Raw genomic sequence first — 20,965 nt, forward strand, 5'->3', positions numbered from 1 at the left:
ACGGTTCAAGTCTCCTCTTCTATCTCTTATATACGATGTTTATTACAGAGTACATACTACAGTTATTCGGAGGAATCATCATAGGCATCTGCATCTCTGCCCCAATGGGACCTGCGGGGATCCTCTGCTTGCGGAGAGCCCTTGAGCAGGGACGACGTGCAGGGGTGGTCACTGGTATAGGAGCCACACTGGGTGACCTCTTCTATGCAGTTGTCACCTACCTCTTTACGGGTATTATGCTGGACTATATAGATCACAACAAGATAGTCCTGCGCATCGTGGCAAGTATGCTCTTCCTAGCCTTTGCCTGCTACCTATACTTCAGCACGCCACGGCTAGGCGTCTCACAGCGTGTCGTCGGGCAGATCAATCAGCGCAACCTCTCCCACCTAGGCAGTGGCTTTCTGCTGACCATCCCCAATCTCTTCATCGTACCCGTCTATGTAGTCCTCTTCAGCCAGTTCAACTTCGTCTATCCACTCGGTGCACCTCCCTACGGGATGTTTGTTCTCGGACTCATCTCCATCGCGCTAGGCGCTTTGGGTTGGTGGCTCTTTATCACTTACGTTGCCACCCGCCTGAGAGACTTGGTGAGTCTGCGCAATCTGCGGATCTTCAACCGCATCTTTGCGCTCATCTTTGCTATGATAGCTATCATCTCGCTGTTCTACACGTTTGTGGCTCTGTAAAAGCTTAGACTAGACCTATACCTTATTATATATATGACAAAAGCAATTTCACGCCCCTCAGGGGGCTTCTGGTGTGGGCTCCTCCTGATGGCAGCCTTCGCAGGCGTAGCTGTTGCTTTGGCACAGCTACCTCTCTTTAAGGAGACGCTCCGCATATCTCCACTCATCATTAGCGTCTTGATAGGCATGATCTATGCCAATACGCTGCGACATAAGCTCAACTCCACGTGGGTGCCAGGGCTAGCCTTCTCATCGAAGCGTATCCTGCGCCTGGCGATTGTCTTCTACGCATTTCGTCTTACGCTGGCTGACATCTACGAGGCTGGCGCTACGGCCTTCATCTACGACCTCATCATCGTCTCTTCGGTCATCTTCCTCGGAGTGCTCATCGGTCGCTGGCTCAAGATGGATCGTGACACCGCCATCCTCACCGCTTCGGGTAGCGCTATCTGCGGTGCTGCTGCTGTGCTAGGCACCGAGCCTGTACTGGGAGCTAGCTCAGAGAAGACGGTCATAGCCGTCGCTACGGTGGTCCTCTTTGGTACGCTCAGTATGTTTCTCTACCCACTCGTCCATGCGACTGGATGGCTCGGACTGACCGACCATCAGATGGCTATCTACACTGGAGGTACGCTCCACGAGGTGGCGCACGTGGCAGGTGCTGGCGGTGCTATGGGCGAAGCAATCGCCTCTACGGCAACCATTACGAAGATGATCCGTGTGATCCTCTTGGCACCTTTCCTACTCATCCTCACCTCCGTCCTACATCGTGGCGGGCGTGGCGGAGTCACAGGCCAGCGCAAGGTGTCTATACCTTGGTTTGCCATCTGGTTCCTCATTATGATCTGCGTCAATACTCTGATTGCTTACCTCGCTGAGCAACAGGGCATCAACGACCTCTACAATCAGGTCTGTGGCGGGATCCGCTGGGCGGATGACTTTGGACTATGTATGGCTATGGCAGCACTCGGTAGCGATGCTTCGTTTGCTCGCTTCAAGCGTGCTGGCGGTAAGCCCTTCCTCCTAGCAGGTGCGCTCTACCTCTGGCTCACTATCGGAGGCTACTGTCTGATTCGCCTCCTCGGCTAGTCTGGGTCTCTAGTCAAACTCCAAAGCTTAGACCTAACAAATCAGTAGCTGCCGTGAAGAGCTATGGAGGAAATGGGGACTCAAGCTTAGATGTTAGAGTTATATAGGGAGAAAGGTTGCTCCTCAAGAGCAGTGGCGGAGTACAAGCTACTTATAGATGAGTGTATGCCGCTGTGCTCTCGTTAGGTAGCGACTGACTGTCTCGGTGACTTCCTTTGGCGTAATCGCTTGTATGCGCTCTGCGACCTCGGTGACGCTACTGACTCTGCCGAAGTAAAGGTAGCTCTTGAGCATCGTGATGAGCTCGCTGTCGTGCTGGTCATTGGCGAGAAGTAGCTGCCCCACGATCTGCTGCTTGCTGATGGCTAGCTGTTCTGCACTCATAGGTGTGGCGACATAGCGATCCAGTATACGATGTACCGCCTCCACAGCTTGCTGTAGCGTGTCACTTCCCGTGCCTAGGTAAACGCTCCAGACGCCATCGCTCAGGTAGGGGGTGTAACTAGCCTCAACACTGTAGACCAGTCCCAGCTCTTCACGCAAATGGAGATTCAACTGTGAGGAGATGGCGGGACCACCGACGAAGTTGTTGAAGAGCGTCATAGCGTAGCGCTCACGGTCGTGCAGTCTCGGAGCGTGTGTCCCGATAATGCAGTGGCACTGGTTAGTGCTGTAGTGGTGGGTCTTGGCAATGAGTCGCTCGGGCGTGGTCGCGGGCTTGACCTTTGGCACCTTAAATGGATCTCCCGCAGCTACTCGTGGCTCGCTGTAGAGATGTTCGATCATCTCCACTGCCTTGGCAAAGTCTACCTCGCCCCAGATACCCAGCACCATATTGTCGGGGCGGTAGTACTGATCCATAAAGCGTCGTACCACAGACGAGGAGATGCGTCTGACTGACTGCTCTGAGCCTAGTATGTTATGAGCTAGCGGGGTGCCACTAAAGAGTAGCTCCTCAAACTCATCGTATATTCGTTCGCTCGGTGCGTCTAGATAGCTGGCTATCTCCTCAATGATCACCTCTTGCTCCTTGCTCAGTTCCTCGGCTGGTATGTAGCTGTTGAGGACTATGTCCGTGAGCAGATGAACGGCTCTGAGTGCGTAGCGTGAGGGAATGGTTATGTGCAGAGTCGTATCCTCCTTGGTAGTAAAAGCATTGAGGTCGGCACCCACCGCCTCAACACGGTTCACCAAGTGCAGGGCGTGTCGTCTATGCGTTCCCTTAAAGAGCATATGCTCCGTACAGTGAGCCAGTCCATGGTAAGGCTGCGGGTCTTGAGCCGACCCCGTCTGTACCATATAGCCTATATAGGTGACCTGACTGGGGATAGGGTAGTAGACGATACGCAGCCCCTGAGCAGTGGTGTAGTATTGTAGTTGTGGAGATGTCATAATGGGGAGAGTGGCTGTCTCATAGACTAGCAGGCTCAAAGAAAGAACCCAAACCACACGAAGTCATGCGATCTGGGTCTCCCTTGATGTTGTGATACATACGTATCAGTGTCTATACGACTTGATCTGTCGTAGAGGTTATGTAGCTTGTCAGCTTACTCAGCAGCTGGAGCCTCCTCGGTAGCTGGAGCTTCCTCAGTAGCTGGTGCCTCTTCGGTAGCATTAGCCTCCTCGGCAGCCTCAGCTTCAGCCTTTGCAGCGGCCTCTGCCTCAGCCTTCTCGCGCTCGATGGCTGCTTTCTTCTCCTCTAGAGCCTTGCTACGCTCCTTGTTTTGCTCTTCCTCAGCCTCATGCTGCTTCTGAGCTATATCCTGAGCCTTCTGCTGGTCACGCTCAGCGACTCCCTTGAGGAGCTGCTGCTTGTTCGTGTGCCATGCCTCAAAGCGCTGGTCTGCGACCTCCTGTGTGAATGCGCCCTTGGCGACACCACCATCGAGATGCTTCTTAAGGAGGACACCCTCACGAGAGAGGATGCGACGTGCGGTGTCACTAGGCTGTGCACCGACCTTGAGCCAATAGAGAGCACGGTCAAACTTCAAATCTATTGTAGCAGGATTAGTGTTCGGATTATAAGAACCTATCCTCTCAATAAACTTTCCATCCCGTGGAGCCCTGCTATCAGCGATGACGATACGGTAGAAGGGGTAGCCACGACGACCGAATCTTTGTAGTCTGATTTTAGTTGCCATTGTTGATATTGAGATTTGAATGATTTGGATGTCCGTCCAGAGCCTTGGCTCGTACGAACTGTGCAAAGGTACGCAAAAAAGTTGATTCCACCATCACTTCAAGACTTTGTGGTCAGGACTTACACTACAGAGTGGAGGGGTGACGTATTCTAGCGGACGAGTGCATCTACGCCTCTATGAAAGAAATCGGGTGGTGGAGGAAGTCAGGAAATTCATCCGTAGATATTCTGGATTATCCAGCGAGAAATGGAAAAATTCTTCCGAACTTTCATTTCTTTCTTCCGAACTTTCATTTCATTCTTCCGAAGTTTTATTTCGGAGCTCGGTGGAGAATTTTTGTTTTGCAGTGAGCTACTGGGAAAATTCCTCGGGAGAAATTGAAATTAGAGGAGATGAAGGAGTCGCTATAGCGTGTGCCTATAGCGCTACGTTGCGGGGACGGGCTAGGAGGTTCTGAACCCAGGCGTAGAGGAGGAGGTAGTAAGCGACGCAGAGCCAGAGCGGCATGGTGATGTTGAGCTGAGCGGTGAAGTGCTGCTCAAGAAGTGCCACCGCTCCACAGGTGAGGTCGCTCACGCCGACGAGGAGCATCGGTAGGAGCGTCGTGGGGAGCCCGAGGGCGAGGAGTCCCATGGTGACTAGCCCTGTGATGATGAGTAGCGTGGCGAGGAGCGACAGGAGGAGGTTGGCGAGGAGCAGCCAGACGGCGGTATTGCCGAAGCTCCGTGCGAGGATAGGCCAGACGAAGAGTTGTACGGCTAGGGTCGTGACGATGAGGTAGTAGAGGTAGCTGACGATGCGGGAGCTACTCGGTGTGATGCGTTGGTTGAGTGCGCCCCAGGTGACGAAAATGGCTAGCACCGCTCCGAAGCTGAGCTGCATACCTACGTCAAAGAGTGCGTAGGGTGAGACAATGAGTAGAAGGACGGCTGCCTGCGCCCAGACGTTGAGCCGATCGGTGGAGCGCCCCAAGAGCCGTGCCACGACAAAGATGGAGAACATGAGCGAGGCTCGGAGTGTCGGGATGGAGAGTCCGCAGACGAAAGCGTAGAGCCATACGGCTACGAGGGTGAGGCTCCAGCGCAGGAGGTAAGCAGTACGGACGTTGTGGATGAGTCGGAGCGGGTAGCGTATGAGCCAGTAGATGAGTAGCAGGACGACTCCGACGTGAAAGCCACTGACCGACAGCAGGTGCGCAACGCCTACGGAGCGAAACTGTGCCTCTGCGACGGTTCCTTCGGAGCGATCGCCTAGGCAGATGGCACGGAGCGTCTCTCGCTGTAGTGGAGTGAACCTGTCAATCTCGTCTAGTGTGCCACCGATGCGCTGCTGGAGGGTGTAGGCGTGGTAGCGTAATTGGTCCCAGAGCGACCAATGGGTAGTGGTTGGAGCATCGCAAGCTTCTGCTGTGGAGGCGGATAGTACGCCCGAAGCCTTTCGTGAGAGGAGGTAGTGCTGATAGCTTGACGAGGAGACTTGGTTTACTGGTGTGAGCCGTCCACGGACGAGGTAACTGGTGCGGGGCGAGAGTTGCAGCGAGTCATTATATAGGTATAGCATGATGCGCTGACCACTCCAGCGAACGAGGGTTGCTCCGCTCGGGTCTGTCGCTTGCTCGATGATAGCCTCGGCACGAGAGCCCTGTTCGCGTGCTGTGGGCGGGCGAGAGATGGTGACGAGGTAGGTTGTTTCCTCGCTGGGCTGTGGAAGTTGTGCGACCCGTTCCCGTGGAATTGTTGCCAGACAAGCTCCCATGCAGAGGAGAACTAAGTACCAAGCGGAGCCAGCGAGGAGCGCTTTATGCCAAAGCCTAGAGAGGACGAGGAGGAGCGTCGCCACGGCGATGCCGAGGAGGTACCACTGCGCTGCTAGTAGCCCGAGACTACCTAGATAAATGCCCAGCACTAGTGACAGAAGTGTCACCAATGCTGGGCGCATGATTGTGGCGTGTAGCCCTCGGACGAGGTAGTGCAAGGTGGCTTACAAGGCGTGTAGCTGTGCAATCATCTCTTGAGGACTGGGCGCCTTAAAGACGGCACTGCCTGCCACGAGCGAGTCGGCACCCGCCTCGACAAGCTGGCGACCGGTCTCGAGGTTGACCCCGCCATCGACCTGTATGAGGGTGGAGAGTCCCTGCTCTTGGATCATTTTGCGCAGGCGCTCGACCTTGCGGATAGAATGCTCAATAAACTTTTGCCCGCCATAACCAGGGTTGACACTCATGAGGAGCACCATGTCGGCTTCGCAGAGGATGTCGGTGAGGAGCTCCACGGGGGTGTGCGGATTGAGTGTGACGGCTGGACGCATGCCCGCCTCACGGATAGCCCGCAGCGTGCGGTGTAGGTGGGGGCACACCTCGTAGTGTACATTCATAATGTGGATGCCGAGCTTGGCAAACTGGTCGATGAACTTCCACGGCTCAACGATCATCAGATGCACGTCGAGAGGCTTCTGACAGATGGGGCGTATCGCCTCAATGATGGGAAAGCCAAAGGAGAGGTTCGGAACGAAGACACCATCCATCACGTCAATGTGGAGCCAGTCGCACTGACTCTCGTTGATCATCGTGATCTCATCGGCGAGATGCAGGAAGTCGGCACTGAGGAGGGAGGGAGATACAATAGCCATAGTGAAGGGGTTTTAAGACGATTCGATATAGATGCTTTACTTGATGCGTAGTAGGGTAGTGGAGCGGAGCCTTTCGCCAGCCTGTAGTGTCAGGGAGAGCTGTTGCTCGGGGGCAATGGCGGGAGCCGCTGTTATGGGGATAGCGTTGAGTAGGAGTACGTCGCCGGTGTGAATGGTGAGGCACTCGGAGAGGAGCGAGAGCGCTTGGCAGACCGCCTCACGGGAGAGCGTCCAGCTCTGCTCGGAGAGGGTCAGTGTGTAGTGCTCTGCGAGCGCAGTGTCAAGGGGTTGCCAGTCGAGGGCTACGGCACTGCCGTCGTATACCTTAGCACGCTCCCAGGGAGCGCCCGCCTCACGTAGCTCAGCGAGTAGCGAGCGACAGGTGATGTCCCAGCCAGCAGCGCACGACTCGATGTATCGCTCGGCAAAGGGTGGCGCCACGCACTTGCCTGTACGTCCTATCTTGATGGCGAGCGAAGGAATGGCGCACCACTCCGCTTCGAGGTGTGGAACGAAGAAGGGGTAGCCCGGGCGAAGGAGTGCTTCGCCTTTGTAAAAGAGCCGAGACTCGTCGTCTATGCCGTAGACCTTCATCGTCCGCTGTACATCTGCTGGTAGTAGTGCTGGTAGTCTTCGTCGGTGATACCCTTGACCCAGTCGAAGTGGTCAAGGTACCAGTCAATCGTGTAGCCGATGCCCTCGGCAAAGGGGATCGAGGGTAGCCACCCTAGTTCCTGATGAATGAAGGTGGGGTCGATGCCGTAGCGGGCGTCGTGGCCGAGGCGATCACGGACGAAGGTAATCAACTCTTCGTTGATTAGCTCGGGCTGAACCTGAACTCCTAAGATCTCAGAGATACGCTCGGCACGTGCCGGTTCTTTGCTCAGACGATCGTGCAGCTGGTTGATGATGATACGGACTATCTCTAGATTGGTATGTTCGTTATGCCCGCCGATGTTGTACGCTGTGCCAGCTTTCCCTTGGGTCACCACGAGGTGGAGTGCACGACAATGGTCGGTGACGTAGAGCCAGTCACGGACGTTCTCGCCCGTTCCGTAGATCGGTATCTCCTTGCCGAGGAGACACTGACGGATGACGAGCGGGATGAGCTTCTCGGGAAACTGGTAGGGGCCGTAGTTGTTCGAGCATCTGGTCCAAACGACTGGCGCATGGTGCGTGTGCACGGCTGCTTGGCAGAGGAGATCGGCCGAAGCTTTCGCAGCACTGTAGGGACTGCGCGGATCGAGCGGTGTGCTCTCCACGAAGAAGCCTTCCCGGCCGAGCGAACCGTACACCTCGTCCGTAGAGACCTGAAGCATCATACGTCCCTCCTGCCATACGGGATAAGAGCCTCGCCCGCTGGTGGTAGACCAATGGTTGCGAATAGTGTCTAGCAAGGTCTGCACGCCGAGGATGTTGGTACGAACGAAGATGGCGGGGTCCTCGATGCTTCGATCGACGTGGCTCTCGGCCGCAAGGTTGATCAGGTAGTGCGGAGCGTAGCGGGTGAAGAGGTCGTCCATCGCCTCGGCATCGCAGATGTCTGCCTGGACGAAGACGATCCGTTCGTTGTCAATGAGCGGTTCGATGGAGCGGTAGTTGCCCGCATAGGTTAGTTTGTCGATCAGGACGATCCGCTCGTCGGAAGCAAGGGCTTCGCTCAGGTAGTAAGCGAGGTTAGTGCCGATGAAGCCAGCAGCTCCAGTCACGGCGTAGGTATGTCGGTATGAGGTCATAGCGTAAGGTGTCAAAAGCGTGATGCGGTGTAGTCGGCTAGGGAGATACCGCGCAGGTCTTTGTCCGAAAGGATCAGCTCCTCGGGCGAGATGCCCCACGACTCCCAGGGGATCGCCAGCTGCGGGTCGTCATAGCGTATGCAGAGCTCGCTCTCGGGGGCGTAGCCGTTGTCCACTTTGTAGAGAAACTTCGCTTGCTCCGAGAGCACGAGGAAGCCGTGCGCAAACTCTCTCGGTATGTAGAGCTGCCGATGGTTCTGCTCCGAGAGATGATAGCTGCGCCACTGCCCATAAGTGTCGCTGTCTCGCCGTAGGTCCACGATCAGATCTATGATCTCGCCCACGACGCAACGCACCAGTTTCGCTTGGCTCGCCTCGCCTCGCTGGAGATGCAGACCACGCAAGACACCACGGACGGAGGACGATTCGTTTTCCTGCACCCAAGGTCTAGGCGCGACGGTCGCTGCAAAGTCTGCCGTGCGATAAGTCTCGGCAAAGTAGCCACGCGCATCGCCGTAGCAGTCTGGCTCAATAAGGTAGACGCCCGCTAAGTCTGGGTCCGCTTGGTAATGTATCATTGCTTAGGTCACTCTATATATTATTGTATGACGGTAAACTCGGTGCGACGGTTGAGCTGGTCGCAGATGACTTGCTGCTCTTTGGTCAGCGTGCCGACCCATTCGGCCGTTAGCTCCTGCCCCTCGGGCAACCAATCGAAGCGTGTCGCCATTCCTTTGGTCACTACGTAAGGACGCTCCTTGCCGTAGCCACGAGCCTCTAGGCGGTCGGCCGCAATGCCCTTGGCGATGAGGTAGTCGACGACGCTCTGCGCACGACGCTGTGAGAGCCTCTTATTGTACCTCTGCGAACCCTTGCGGTCGGTGTTACTGCTCAGTTCGAGGCGCACGTCGGGGTTTTGCTCTAGGAGCGTGACGAGGTAGTCGAGACTCTTCTTCCCCTCGGGGCGTAGCGAAGCTCGGTCAAAGTCGTAGTAGATGTCGTGAATCTGCTCCGAGTGCAGGCGCGAAGCTAGGTAAAAGTCAACCAAGTAGTCGGTGCTCTCGGTGGCGCTGTCGGTCACGAGCGGCATGTATTGGTTGAGATAGTCCGGGTGCGAGGCATGTAGCACGTAGCGGTTGGACCCGGCAATCTCAAGGACAAAAGAACCGTCGTCACGTGTCGAAACAATGGGTGTAGCAAGCAAACCTTGCTCATCGGCAATGCGTACCGTCGCCTGCGGGATGCCGTACCCCTCTCGGTCCATCACGAAGCCATCGATGCGTATGATGGTGGCGGGCAATGAGAAGCGGTAGAGGTGTGGTCGTCCACGCTGGTCGCCACGAGTCGAGGAGAGGTAACCCTCCTCCGCTAAGCCCGACTGCGGTTTCGGTGCGAAGGTGATGGCGTAGTCATCGGCGGGGGAGTTCATCGGAGCGCCCAGATGCGTCACCTGCCACCCGCCGAGCGAGTCCATCTGCGCCTTGTATAGGTCCAGTCCGCCCAGCCCCACACGTCCATCAGAGGAGAAGTACAGGGTACTGTCGCCCACCATCGTGGGGAAGAGTTCGTCGCCAGGCGTATTGATCTCGTTGCCGAGGTGCTCCGGCTTGCCCCAGCCATGCTCGCTGAGGGCTATGCGGTAAAGGTCTTTGCCACCCAAGCCAGCCCCCTCGCTCACGAAGTAAAGGTATCGTCCCGAAGCGTCAATGGCGGGGTGCGCCGCCATACGTAGCGAATCCTCCCAGATGGGTACGCGCTCGCCTTTGCCCCAGCCTCCTTGGCTAGACTTGGAGGCTTTGTAGATCTGCACGGTACGGTCGTAGGTGGAGCTTTGCTCAGCGTAGGAGTAGTAGAGCGTGTTGCCGTCTGACGAGATGGAGGGCGTACCCTCATCTTCGGGCGTATTGACACTGCCTGGCACGCTGTCGGGGCGGGACCACTTGCCCGCAGCGTCCTGCTTGATCATAAAGAGATTGTTCGTCCCCAGCCCTGTCACTTCGCTCTCCTGCAGCATATCACGGAGAGGCACACGGCTACTGGTGAAGTAGAGTATCGTGCCGTCGGGCGCATAGCAAGGGGCAAACTCCGCATAGGGCGAGATCAAGAGACGATCCGTCTCGACCGTGTGTCCCGTGGGGTGGGCGAGGATCGAATCAGCCTGACGCACACTCGCCAGTCCTATGCGTCCGAAGTAGTCGTGTGGGTAGTACTCTAGAAACTGCTTGTAAGCTTTGCCCGCCTCCCGCCAGCGCCCCAGCTGTTGTAGCTCCTGAGCAATGCGTAGGTGGAGGATCGAGTCGGGATAGTTGCCCGAGAGCGCTAGGTTGTAGCAGTTGAGCGCACGGGGTGTGTTGCCCAGTCGTCGGTAATTCTCCGCAGCTTTGAAGGCTAGGTAAGCCCGATGCTCTGGCTTCTTGCGAGAGGTGCGGCGGTAGAGCGTGTAGTAGCTATCGGCAGCGAGGGCGTAGCGACCTGTATGGTCGTACAGCTCCGCCTTGCTCAGCGTCACACTCTTGCAGCCTATCAAGCTACAGAGCGCCATAGCGCACGGGAGTAGCACGAGCAACCAGCGAATATGTGACGACGAGACCTTCATAGCAAACTGTTTACTTAGCGAAACCCTAGCAACTTGTGTAGCTGTACGCTGAGTCGCCACTCGGGGTGGGCTAGGACGAAGTCCATACAGCGTGCCACCACTGCCGACATCTCTACGCCCGTCTCCTCTACGGGGCTGACGTAGTAACGCCGAGCCTGCACCAATTGCTCGATAGGTGGCGGTAGTGGAGCGCCTAGTTGTAGTGGCCAGCGCACCTCATCAATGCCGTCAGGGTAGTTATCTACAAAACGCTCCCGCAGGCCACTTATTGCTTCTGCCTTAGGCGAGCAAGTGACATAGTCCAGTCCTCGAGGCACAGGGCGTGTGCCATTTGTCTCGATAGACTGACGATAGCCCTGCTCGTGAAAGAAAGCTATATGCTCCTCCCGCAGCGCTAAGGTCGGTTCGCCACCAGTCCAGAGGATGTCACGGCAGGGGTAGCTCTCCAGCTTTGCCAAAATCTCTGCGACGGTCATGAGCCGATGCCCCGCAAAGTCCGTGTCGCAGTAGTCGCAGGAGAGATTGCACCCCGAGAGTCGCACGAAGAGCATCGCGCGACCCATCTGTCCTCCCTCGCCTTGGAGACTGTAGAAGATTTCGTTGACTGGTAGCGACTGCATACTATATAGGTAGTGAGTAGGTAGCGCTGCATCGTGCCGTCTCCTCGACACGGCAGCTGACGAGCGTCACGCCCGTGCCGGCAAGTTGTGCGGGAGCAATCGTCTCAACGAGGTAATGTGCCATCGCTTCGGCCGTCGGATTAAAGGGCACCACGACCAAGTCCTCTGGCACCAGCTCCCGTAGCGAGGGGAGTAGCGGATCCTCATCGTAGATCATCATCTTGTGATCCCAATGCTCCTCCAGCCACATGCAGAGGAGCTCTTTGATCACGCCAAAGTCTATCACCCGCCCCAGCTCATCGAGCTGTGTTGCGGTGCAGGTGAAGTGTATTCGGTAGTTGTGTCCGTGTAGGTGGCGGCACTTCGACTCGTGTCCCACGACACGATGTCCCATGCTTATATCGTGATATCTCTCTACTGTCGTCATAGTTAACTGTTACAAAGGTAAGGAAAATGCAAGAGCTAGCAGAGTTGACACATTGCAACCCTCTATTCTAGGCGCTACGCCTGACGACAAACAAGGAATACAAGGATTGCGCCTCGCTACATAGCGCTATAGACTCACGCTATAACTACTCCTACATCTCCGCTGATTTCAATCTCTCCCGAGGAATTTCCCAATAGCTCGGTGGAAAACGAAATTTCCCCACGGAGGGCCGAAATAAACGTTCGGAAGAATGAAATGAAAGTTCGGAAGAAAGGAATCAAAGTTCCGAAGAATTTTTCTGTTCCTCACTGGAGATGCAAAGATATCCACGGAGGAATTGTTCGATTTCCTTCATAGGGCAGCACGACTAGTGCGTTCCGACATCGACCTGGTTGAGAGCTTGGCGGGGGCTGTGAAGTAGAAGAAGAGACTGCTGCACGAGGGCAACAGTCTCTTACAACTAACGCTATTTGGAAAAGTGATGATTGCGGAATAGTGCGGAGGCGGGCTAAGCGTCAGGGTCTCCCTGCTGCTTGACCCAGTCGGCGTGCCGTCTGACCACCTCTAGGATGTCCATGTTAAGCACCTTGAGCTGAGCAAAGAGCTCGGGGAGCTCCTCCTCGGTTAGCACGCGATAAGCCTCATCACGTAGGAGCATCTCGGCCGTTTCGGAGACATAGAGACCGAGCCCTTTCTTAGGATAGATGAGGCCCTCGTTCTGCAGGTTCTCATAAGCTCTGAAGATCGTATTGGCATTGGTCTCCAGCTCGGCAGCTAGCTGGCGCACGCTCGGGATCTGTGTCCCTGCGGGGTACTCGCCCGAGAGGATCTTCTCTTTGATGCGCTGCTCTATCTGAGCGTAGATGACTACTTGCGGATTAAAACGTGGTGTGATCATGATCATTAGGTTAGATAGGTTACGCCGTGACCTGCTTGCGTCGTAGCGAGCGCAGACCGAGCCAGACCATCGCAAAGGCGTAGAGGTAGGCTGGTATCGTCATGGCGAGGAGCGAGATACTGAGCTCATCGCCATTACTCAAGTAGAGCACGAGATAGTGCTCTGTCTCGTCTGGACCTATAGTACCAATGTCTAGCAAATGCATCAGCATGCTAACGCCAAGCACTGAGACAACGAAGATCAGAAAGCCGATGCCCATAAAGCGCAGGACTGCACGTAAGGGTTTGCGCGCCGAGATGATACAGTAGAGGTAAGTGGCATAGCCTGCCAGCTGCATACCTATCATCAGGCTGACAGCCCAGGCATATTGTAGCGATTCATTCTCATAGCCTAGCGGATCTGTGAGTATCTCTGGATAGAGGGCGAGCACCTGACTACCCTCCATCAGGGCCCATATAAGCATGTAGACAGTCCAAGCAATCGCTCCTAGGAGTGGCGTGATGATGTGCAGTACCAGCGTCAGGATGAGAAGCGAGATATACTTCTCCGTAGCTGAGGCGGGTATCTGTAGATAGAGTGGCGAGAGCGGAGCATTGACACGCTGGTTGTAGCTGATCATCACACCGAGAGAGACCGCTAGAAGGCTACCATATAGGCAGGCAAAGTATACGCCACGGGCGGAGAAGTCACTGCCACCCATCCCAAAGAGTAAGGTAGTTAGTACCGACACGACCACAGGTATAGAGGCTGCGAGGAAACCACCGATCAGGATCTGTATCCACTGTCTATGGTGAAAGGCGAAGTCCAGTCGCAGGAGCTGGCCGAGACGCTTGAAGCTAAAGGAGCTGTCACCCGTCTTAGGCGCAGCGGTCGTAAGATTAGCAGATTGGTTCATAGTGAGAGAGGGGCTTGTGGGGTGAGTGTATCGTTTGCTGGTTGGGATAAGTGCTGTAGCACCGCTTGGGTGTTGTACATCAGAGCGTTGAAGAAGAGCTCCATCGAGAAGCCTCCCGTCTCGGCAGCCTCTGGCGTGCGGGGTGTCATTACGACCTCTCCCCATACGGAGGGCTCGCTATAGAGCGGTGCTACGTGAGGCGCCTCGGCGGTGGTGCCACAGTAGAAGGTGCTCTCGAGGCGAGCGATCGTCTCGTTGCAGATGATCTGGTTTTGGTGTAGCACGACCAGACGATCTATCATTTGCTCTAGGTCACGCACCTGGTGGGTGCTGATCAGTACGGTCTGCTCGTCAGAGATGTGCTGCACGAGGAGCTGGCGAAACTTGCTCTTCGACGGGATGTCCAGCCCATTGGTTGGTTCGTCGAGGAGGAGCAACGGCACCCGCAGAGAGAGCGCCAGCACGAGCGCCACCTTCTTCTTCTGTCCCATTGAGAGGCGACGCAGATTGTTGGTGGGTGGCACGTCAAAGTCCTTCAGGAGCTGACGAGCCAGTGTGGCGTCATAGTTTGGGTAAAACTGACCTGCGCCGTCAAGGTACTGGGCGGCTGAGGTGGCGGGTAGCTGCACCTCCTCGGGAAGGTAGTAGAGCTCTTGGAGGAGTGGCACCGAGCGCTTTCTGCTGGAGTGCCCGAGCACGGAGAGCGAACCGCCCTTAGCTAGGAGCAGTCCTGAGATAAGCTTGAGGAGGGTCGTCTTGCCCTCACCGTTTTTGCCTAGGAGCCCTGTGATAGAGCCTGCGGGCAGGGTAAAGCTGACACCCCTAAAGAGCGGGTGCCGGCCATATGAGAAGCATACCTCCTGAGCCTGCACGAGAGGCTCTGCGGTGAGGTGGGTATCTGTGTTTGAATACATAACTGTTGCGAAGTTTAGGGGTCTTATTAGATTACAAGACGAATAACCCTTTGTAGGGACGCTCGATCTGAGCGTCCGTTGTGTCAAAGGTTACAGCATGGTGGTTTTAACGGGGACGGACGCCCTCTCGCTAGACACTATCCGTGCGTCCCTACAAAGGGTTACTCGTAAGTGTTGTGAAGACATTACTTAGTCTCCTCTGCGGGAGAGATGTAGCTGTGCAGTACGAGCACACGGTAGAGGTAGTCATAGCGAGCGCGGAGCTCTTCGCTCTGAGCGACGAAGTGACGGTTTTGCGCCTCGGCCAGCTCGTACGAAGAGGCACGTCCCGCCTCGTAGCTGATCTGCGCATAGTGCAGTGCCGTCTCGGCCGACTCGGTCGCCCGCTGGGCAGCGTCTATCTGACTGTAAGCGGCACGGGCATTGATCTGAGCCGTGTAGAGCTGCTGCGTGAGCTCTTTGTCCACCTTGCGCAGAGCGATCTGCTGGTCGGAGTAACGAAGACGAGCCTGCGCCACATTGTCTGCCGTACGCATCGCATCAAAGATGGGTACAGAGAGCGAAAGCCCAACGAAGTAGCGTCCGTTGTTGCGCATCTGATCCCCAAAAGGCTGGTTAAACTGCCGTAACTTCTCATTCAGGATGTAGTAATAGCCGGTGTTGTAGCCAGCGCTAAAGGAAACCTTCGGTATGTAGCCCGTCTGCTCCAGTCCGATCTGCTGCTCCGCCATTTGTAGCTGTAGTCTTGCCTGCTCCATCTCGGGACGCATCGAGCGCGCTTGCTCGAGAAGCGCATCGTCAGCCAGTGCCAGCTCGGGAGCGGGCGTAGCGCTGAGGCTCTTGACATCGGGCAAGGTGATCTGTAGCTCTGTGTAGTCGGGCAGCTCAATGATGAGTGCCAGCTGATGACGTGCCAGCTCCGTATCGCTGCAGGCACGGAGGTAGTTGACGCTGTCCTTAGCGAGTTGCGCCTCCACCTCAGCGAGCTTGTCACGAGACCACTTGCCCGCCTGGACCAGTGCGGCAGTCTTCGTGAGCGTCTCACGGGTTAGCTTGAGTTGCTCATCGGCTACATGGATTAGCTCTTGGCGGAAGAGTAAGTTGTAGTACCCCTCAGCCACCTGTAGTCCGATCTGCTCCTTGGCATAGGAGAGTCCAGCGGTCGCAGCGTCTAGATTGAGACGCGCTATCTCCGTTGCCTTAGGACGAGCCATACCAGAGAAAACGTCCCACGAGAGGTTTGCCCCAAAGGAGGTGCTGCTCGAGGATTGATCGCCGATGACGCCCGTCTTGTCGGCACTACGTCCGAGGCTGACGCTCTGGCTAGCGCTAGCCGAGAGCGAGGGCAGGTAACTGTGCTGCGTGGTGGAGAGCTGCTGCTCACTCCCCGCTAAGCGTAGGCGCGCCTCCTCGACCGTGATGCTGTGAGCGACGGCGTGGTCGATGCACTGCTGCAACGTCCAGCTCTGCTGCGCTGCTAGGGTAAAGCTCCCCGCGACCAGTAGGGCTAAGGGAAAGATATGACGAAGTGTAAGCATAGGATTGTCTTGTCTAAATGATTAGTTAGGCAGCTATCGGAGTGCCCTTGACCTTTTCGCCCTCCTTGAGACCACTCTTGACCTCGATGAGGCTACCGTTGCTGATACCAGTCTTGATCTCACGGCGCTCCGTCTGCAGATGCTTCGGATCAGCGTCGGAGGTGACCACCTCGACATAGACCTTGTCGCCCTCAAACTGAAGTGCGCCCTCGGGAATGGCTAGGACGTTGGAAACTTGGTCAGTGATAAGCTCCGCATTGGCACTCATATCGGAGCGTATGCGGCTGTAGTCGTCGATGGTGATGGCAGCCTTGAGCTCGTACTGCGTGCCTTGTTGCTGCTGGATTGTCTTGGGCGAGATGTACTCGACGACGCCCGAGAAGGCGGAACCTTCGATCGCTCCGATGCGCACCGTGACAGGTAGTCCCGTAGCGACACGAGCGATGTCGACCTCGTCCACCTTACCGATGAAAATCATCTCCGTCATGTCGGCGATGGTGGCGATGGTGGTACCAGCGTTGAAGGAGTTAGCCTGAATGACCGAGTTACCCTCCTTGACCGGTATGTCGAGTATTGTCCCGTCTACCGTACTGCGCACGAGTGTCGTAGAGCCCTGAGCGTTGCGCTGGCTCATACCAGTGAGGACGATGTTGTAAGCATCCTTAGCACTCTCGAGGCGCTCCTTAGCCTGTAGGTAGTTAGCCTTGGTTGTGGCATACTCCTCCTCGGCTACGATCCCTTGCTGGTGCAGCTCGGTCGCTATCTTGTACTTCTGCTGCGCCTCGTCGAGAGCTATCTTTGCTATCTCGACCTGCGACTCTGCCTGATTGACCGAACCCATCTCGGGTACCACCTTGATACGCGCAATGATGTCACCCGCCTTGACGAGGTCGCCAGGCTTCTTCATGATCTCGGCAATGATGCCGTTGAGCTGTGGCACGATCATCACCTCGTTGCGAGGAGCTATCTTGCCAGTGAGGATGATAGACCGTTGGATAGAGGGGACGCGGGTCACCGTCTCTACCGAGTAAATGGTCGCTTGGGGCTGTGCCTTCTTATAGAGGAAGACGAAGGTCATGACAACGAGCAGGCCGAAGATGACCCAAAGGGAAAGTTTGAAGATACGCTTAGCTTTCATAGTTCTTTATGTTGTGTTTGTTTTTACCTATAGTTGAATGTTGGTTTACTCCTCACGGATCGCTTCGATGGAGCGAATCTCGAGCGCTTTCTTGAGTGGCAGGAGACCGCCCACCACGCCACCAATGATGATGAAGAGGAGCGCGCCGACCGCTGTGCCAAAGGGGATCAGCGGATTGACCAGCATCTCGGTTCCTATTGAGGCGGTGATCTGTGCGACGATAGACATGATCCCCACTCCGAGGAGAAGCCCTACGAGCCCCGCGAGGAGGCTCAGCATACCACTCTCTAGGAGGATGAGTCGTATGATGTCTTTGCGCTGCGCACCGAGTGCACGACGTATGCCGATCTCACGGGTGCGCTCCTTGACCGAGACGAGCATGATATTGCTAATGCCGATGATGCCCGAGAGGAGCGTGCCGATACCGATGAACCAGACGAAGACATTGACACCCCACAGCATGGAGTTCTGGGCGGTGTAGATCTCTGAGATGTTGAACTCACCTACAGCGCTCTCATCGTCTGGTGCTATGTCGTGGGTAGAGCGGATGTAGGCTTTGATGCGATCGTTGATCGCTTTGCTATCCTTACCATCGCCATGGAGCGAGTAGATAACTTGGTAGACCTCATTGCTCTGGCCGAGTGATGCGGCAAGGATCGTGTAGGGGATACGTACCTTTTGCTCTACAGAGCCATTGATATTCATTCCTTTAGACTTGCTCTTGAGGACTCCTACGACGGTGTAGTAAGAGCCATCGATATTGATAACCTTGCCCAAGGCCTCCTCGTGCGAAGCGAAGAACTTCTGGCTCACCTCCTCACCGATGGTACAGTTACGACGGTGCTGCTGCTCGTCGCTCTCGTTGAGCCGTCGTCCGGCTAAGAGGGTTGAGTAGACGATCTTGTCATAAGAGGCCCAGGCGGAGTAGAGCGGTGCTGTCATACTCTTGGTGCCGTAGCTGACGGGCGTGTTCCACGAGCCTTGCTGCATAGCAGCTATCGTCTCTATCTCGGGGAAGCGCTTCTGGAGGTTGGCTATATCGCTCACTGAGAGCGACCACCAGCGATCGGTGGGGTAACCTTTGTACGGCTTGCTGGTCGTGGAGCAGTAGAGCAGCGTGGTATTGCTTGAGATGCCACCTAGCTGCTTGCGCATGCCGTTGGAGAAGCCTTGGCTCAAGCTCATCAAGATGACCAGCATCAGGATGCCCCAGAAGATGCCGAAGGCGGTTGCGATGGAACGCTTGCGATTCGTTCGTAAGGAGTGAAAGGCTTCACCCCAGATGTCTCGATCAAATAGTCTCATAGTACAGTCTTTACGCTAGGGTGTTACTAATCTCTCATCGCTTCAATAGCCGATATGCGTATCGCTCTACGAGCTGGCGTGTAGCCCGCCACGATCCCCGCAATGATCATCACAACGAGGATGCCCAGCGCCATCTGTGGCGAGAGGACTGGCGTGTCAAAGAGGTGGATCGTCTCGCCCATAATGGACATCTCGCCAATGTGGTAAGCGGTCACGAGGTAGTCGCCTAGAGCGACGAATCCCACGGCAATGACCAGACCGATAGCACCCGCCACCGCCGTGATGAGGAGGCTCTCAACCATAATCATCGCTAAGATGTCACGAGGCTTAGCGCCCAGTGCCTTGCGTATGCCGATCTCTTTGTATCGCTCCCGCACCGTGACCAGCATGATATTGCTCACGCCAACGATGCCGATGAGGAGCGTGCTCAGCCCGACGATCCAGAGGAAGAGGTAGAAGTAGTTGACTACCTTATTATACTGCTCGTTGTTGACATAGTTTGAGTAGCCCCAGAACGCACTCTCGTCATCGGACGAGAAAGTCAACATAGAGCCCAAAGCTTGTCTAAGTTCCTGCTCAAAAGCTTTGTAGTCCTTATCACTACGTACCGACGGAACGTAAGCATACACTCTGTCTATAGTGTGCGCTGCAGGGTAAAGTGCTTCAAAAGTTGTACTGGGGATAAAAGAGCCAGAGTTCTCTTTGACATCTTCATATACGCCAATGATGGTAAAAGAGATATCGTCTAAAGAGACCTTCTTTCCTAAAGCGTCCACATACGATTCGGAGCCAAAAAGGTGCAATGCCTTAGCGGATGACAGCAGTATCACTTTTTCTCTATTATAAGTGTCGTACCCTGAGATCGAGCGTCCAGCAAGGATTTTCACACGAGAGTCAAAGTGTCCGAAATGGTTTGCGCTTATTCCTAGAGTCCAGCCGTCAGACACTTTAGCTTTATAGGTGATCTTACTCCAGTTCTGATAGGCGGGAGCAATGTCTTCAATAGCTGGTACCATCTGTTGCAGCTGTGCTAGCTGAGGCTTGGCAAGATATAGGGTGCGTCCAGCTTGATATCCTTGATAAGGTATGGAGGTCATCCAAAGTCCGAAGCGCACTCCACTGTTTGGCGTCATATCACTACCCATCGCTCCCTTAGAGATACCACGATTAAGCCCCACGCCGATGCTGAGGAGGATGACTAGAAAGATGATTCCCCACGCTACGGCAAAGCCTGTCAGGAAGGTACGCAGGCGGTTGCGCTTGAGATTGTCGATAATCTCGGAGAAGTATTCGTGTCCTATACGCATAATATGTGATCCTCTTTACTCAAACACCTCCTCGGGCAGGCTGCTCGTCAGACCGCCTCCCTCGATCAGCCCATCCTTGATATGTATCGTGCGGTCACACATCTCAGCTACTCCAGGCTCGTGCGTCACGATAATCATCGTCAGGTGCAACTCGCGATTGATCTCTCGCAGTAGCTCCATCACCTCGATGGTGGTCTTGCTGTCCAAAGCTCCCGTCGGCTCATCGGCTAGGATGACTGAGGGCGTGGTGATGAGGGCTCGTGCGATTGCGATGCGCTGCTTCTGTCCTCCCGACATCTCGCTCGGCAGGTGCTCCGCCCAGTCGGATAGCCCCATGCGGGCGAGTAACTCGGCAGCACGCTTGGTGCGCTCCTTGCGACCGACTCCCTGATAAAAGAGTGGCAGGGCAATGTTGTCCAGCGCATTCTTGAAGGGGATAAGGTTAAAGGACTGAAAGACGAATCCTATTTGTCTAGAACGGATCTCGGCAGCACGGTTCTCCGAGAGGCTATTGCTGAGTAGCTCCTCGCCTAGATGGTAGCTCCCCTCGTCGTAGCTGTCGAGGAGCCCGAGGATGTTGAGGAGCGTACTCTTGCCCGAGCCTGAGGCTCCCATGATAGCGACCATCTCGCCTGGGAAGATGTCGAGGTTGATCCCCTTGAGTACATGTAGTGGCTGCGCGCCCTGATAGGTCTTGTGCAGATTGCGTAGCGATATGACCGGTTTAGCATTCATAAGCGTATTGGCTTAGCGTTTGTCTTTGGTAGTACACCGCAAAGGTAGTACAAATATTTGAATCTGCAATAGGAAAAACGCATCAGTGTATAACTTGAGTCAAACAGTGTCGTCGAAGCGAGGCGTGTAGCCCGCTGTGGGGGTGCACGAATAGTATCGAGTCGGAGAGTGTCCATTGTGTCAAAACGAGACGAGTAGCCCGTTGTAGGGACGCACGATCCGTGCGTCCGTTGTAGAACGATCTTGACGATGTGGCTTTTAACGGGGACGGACGCCCTCCCGCTAGACACTCCTGTGCGTCCCTACGGG

General features: G+C 55.5%; 20 protein-coding genes. 2 read left to right on the forward strand and 18 right to left on the reverse strand.

Translation table 11 applies throughout. The features are described 5' to 3' along the window. Positions 1–35: 35 nt before the first annotated feature. Entirely contained in the window at positions 36–689 is a 654-nt protein-coding gene (locus tag Q0X57_RS01115; protein ID WP_297726439.1) for a LysE family transporter, read from the forward strand. A 33-nt stretch (positions 690–722) separates the two neighbouring features. Next, entirely contained in the window at positions 723–1,778 is a 1,056-nt protein-coding gene (locus Q0X57_RS01120) for a YeiH family protein (protein ID WP_297726442.1), read from the forward strand. Between the two features lie 147 nt (positions 1,779–1,925). Here the strand turns inward: Q0X57_RS01120 and Q0X57_RS01125 are convergent, their stop codons facing one another. From Q0X57_RS01125 to Q0X57_RS01210, 18 genes are all read right to left on the reverse strand, one after another. After that, entirely contained in the window at positions 1,926–3,170 is a 1,245-nt protein-coding gene (locus Q0X57_RS01125; protein WP_297726444.1) for a pitrilysin family protein, read from the reverse strand. A gap of 155 nt (positions 3,171–3,325) precedes the next feature. After that, a complete protein-coding gene (locus Q0X57_RS01130) occupies positions 3,326–3,919 on the reverse strand; it encodes a 30S ribosomal protein S16 (RefSeq protein WP_297726447.1) in 594 nt (197 codons plus the stop codon). 417 nt (positions 3,920–4,336) lie between these two features. Continuing rightward, complete coding sequence (locus tag Q0X57_RS01135) at positions 4,337–5,857, reverse strand: ComEC/Rec2 family competence protein (protein WP_297726449.1); 1,521 nt, start codon at positions 5,855–5,857, stop codon at positions 4,337–4,339. Between the two features lie 42 nt (positions 5,858–5,899). Next, positions 5,900–6,547, reverse strand: a complete 648-nt coding sequence (gene rpe, locus Q0X57_RS01140) for a ribulose-phosphate 3-epimerase (protein ID WP_025883330.1) — start codon at positions 6,545–6,547, stop codon at positions 5,900–5,902. A 36-nt stretch (positions 6,548–6,583) separates the two neighbouring features. Further along, positions 6,584–7,141: a fumarylacetoacetase gene (locus Q0X57_RS01145; RefSeq protein ID WP_297726453.1), complete on the reverse strand. Its 558-nt coding sequence runs from the start codon at positions 7,139–7,141 to the stop codon at positions 6,584–6,586. Continuing rightward, positions 7,138–8,283 (reverse strand): dTDP-glucose 4,6-dehydratase, encoded by a 1,146-nt coding sequence (gene rfbB, locus Q0X57_RS01150; RefSeq protein ID WP_297726456.1) that lies wholly within the window; start codon positions 8,281–8,283, stop codon positions 7,138–7,140. The genes Q0X57_RS01145 and rfbB overlap by 4 nt, the downstream gene beginning before the upstream one ends. A gap of 11 nt (positions 8,284–8,294) precedes the next feature. Further along, a complete protein-coding gene (gene rfbC / locus Q0X57_RS01155; protein WP_297726459.1) occupies positions 8,295–8,861 on the reverse strand; it encodes a dTDP-4-dehydrorhamnose 3,5-epimerase in 567 nt (188 codons plus the stop codon). A gap of 20 nt (positions 8,862–8,881) precedes the next feature. Next, entirely contained in the window at positions 8,882–10,879 is a 1,998-nt protein-coding gene (locus tag Q0X57_RS01160; protein ID WP_297726462.1) for an OmpA family protein, read from the reverse strand. A gap of 14 nt (positions 10,880–10,893) precedes the next feature. Continuing rightward, positions 10,894–11,499, reverse strand: coding sequence for a 7-carboxy-7-deazaguanine synthase QueE (locus tag Q0X57_RS01165; protein ID WP_297726465.1), 606 nt, complete (start codon positions 11,497–11,499; stop codon positions 10,894–10,896). 1 nt (position 11,500) lies between these two features. Continuing rightward, entirely contained in the window at positions 11,501–11,926 is a 426-nt protein-coding gene (locus Q0X57_RS01170; RefSeq protein ID WP_297726468.1) for a 6-carboxytetrahydropterin synthase, read from the reverse strand. 508 nt (positions 11,927–12,434) lie between these two features. After that, a complete protein-coding gene (locus Q0X57_RS01175; protein WP_025883318.1) occupies positions 12,435–12,824 on the reverse strand; it encodes a GntR family transcriptional regulator in 390 nt (129 codons plus the stop codon). 19 nt (positions 12,825–12,843) lie between these two features. Next, positions 12,844–13,719 carry a hypothetical protein gene (locus Q0X57_RS01180; RefSeq protein WP_297726471.1) on the reverse strand — a complete coding sequence of 292 codons (876 nt, stop codon included), beginning with the start codon at positions 13,717–13,719 and terminating at the stop codon, positions 12,844–12,846. Further along, positions 13,716–14,633: an ABC transporter ATP-binding protein gene (locus tag Q0X57_RS01185; protein WP_297726474.1), complete on the reverse strand. Its 918-nt coding sequence runs from the start codon at positions 14,631–14,633 to the stop codon at positions 13,716–13,718. The genes Q0X57_RS01180 and Q0X57_RS01185 overlap by 4 nt, the downstream gene beginning before the upstream one ends. Before the next feature lie 185 nt (positions 14,634–14,818). Further along, entirely contained in the window at positions 14,819–16,171 is a 1,353-nt protein-coding gene (locus Q0X57_RS01190; RefSeq protein ID WP_297726477.1) for a TolC family protein, read from the reverse strand. A 25-nt stretch (positions 16,172–16,196) separates the two neighbouring features. Beyond that, the gene (locus Q0X57_RS01195) at positions 16,197–17,309 is read right to left on the reverse strand and encodes an efflux RND transporter periplasmic adaptor subunit (protein ID WP_297726480.1); all 1,113 of its coding nucleotides are present in this window, start codon (positions 17,307–17,309) and stop codon (positions 16,197–16,199) included. Positions 17,310–17,354: 45 nt separating this feature from the next. Next, positions 17,355–18,614, reverse strand: coding sequence for an ABC transporter permease (locus Q0X57_RS01200; RefSeq protein WP_297726483.1), 1,260 nt, complete (start codon positions 18,612–18,614; stop codon positions 17,355–17,357). Between the two features lie 26 nt (positions 18,615–18,640). Further along, positions 18,641–19,921 (reverse strand): ABC transporter permease, encoded by a 1,281-nt coding sequence (locus Q0X57_RS01205; protein ID WP_297726486.1) that lies wholly within the window; start codon positions 19,919–19,921, stop codon positions 18,641–18,643. 15 nt (positions 19,922–19,936) lie between these two features. Continuing rightward, complete coding sequence (locus tag Q0X57_RS01210; RefSeq protein WP_297726489.1) at positions 19,937–20,656, reverse strand: ABC transporter ATP-binding protein; 720 nt, start codon at positions 20,654–20,656, stop codon at positions 19,937–19,939. Positions 20,657–20,965: the final 309 nt, after the last annotated feature.

The sequence above is a fragment of the uncultured Porphyromonas sp. genome (genome assembly GCF_947254915.1).
Lineage (GTDB): Bacteria > Bacteroidota > Bacteroidia > Bacteroidales > Porphyromonadaceae > Porphyromonas.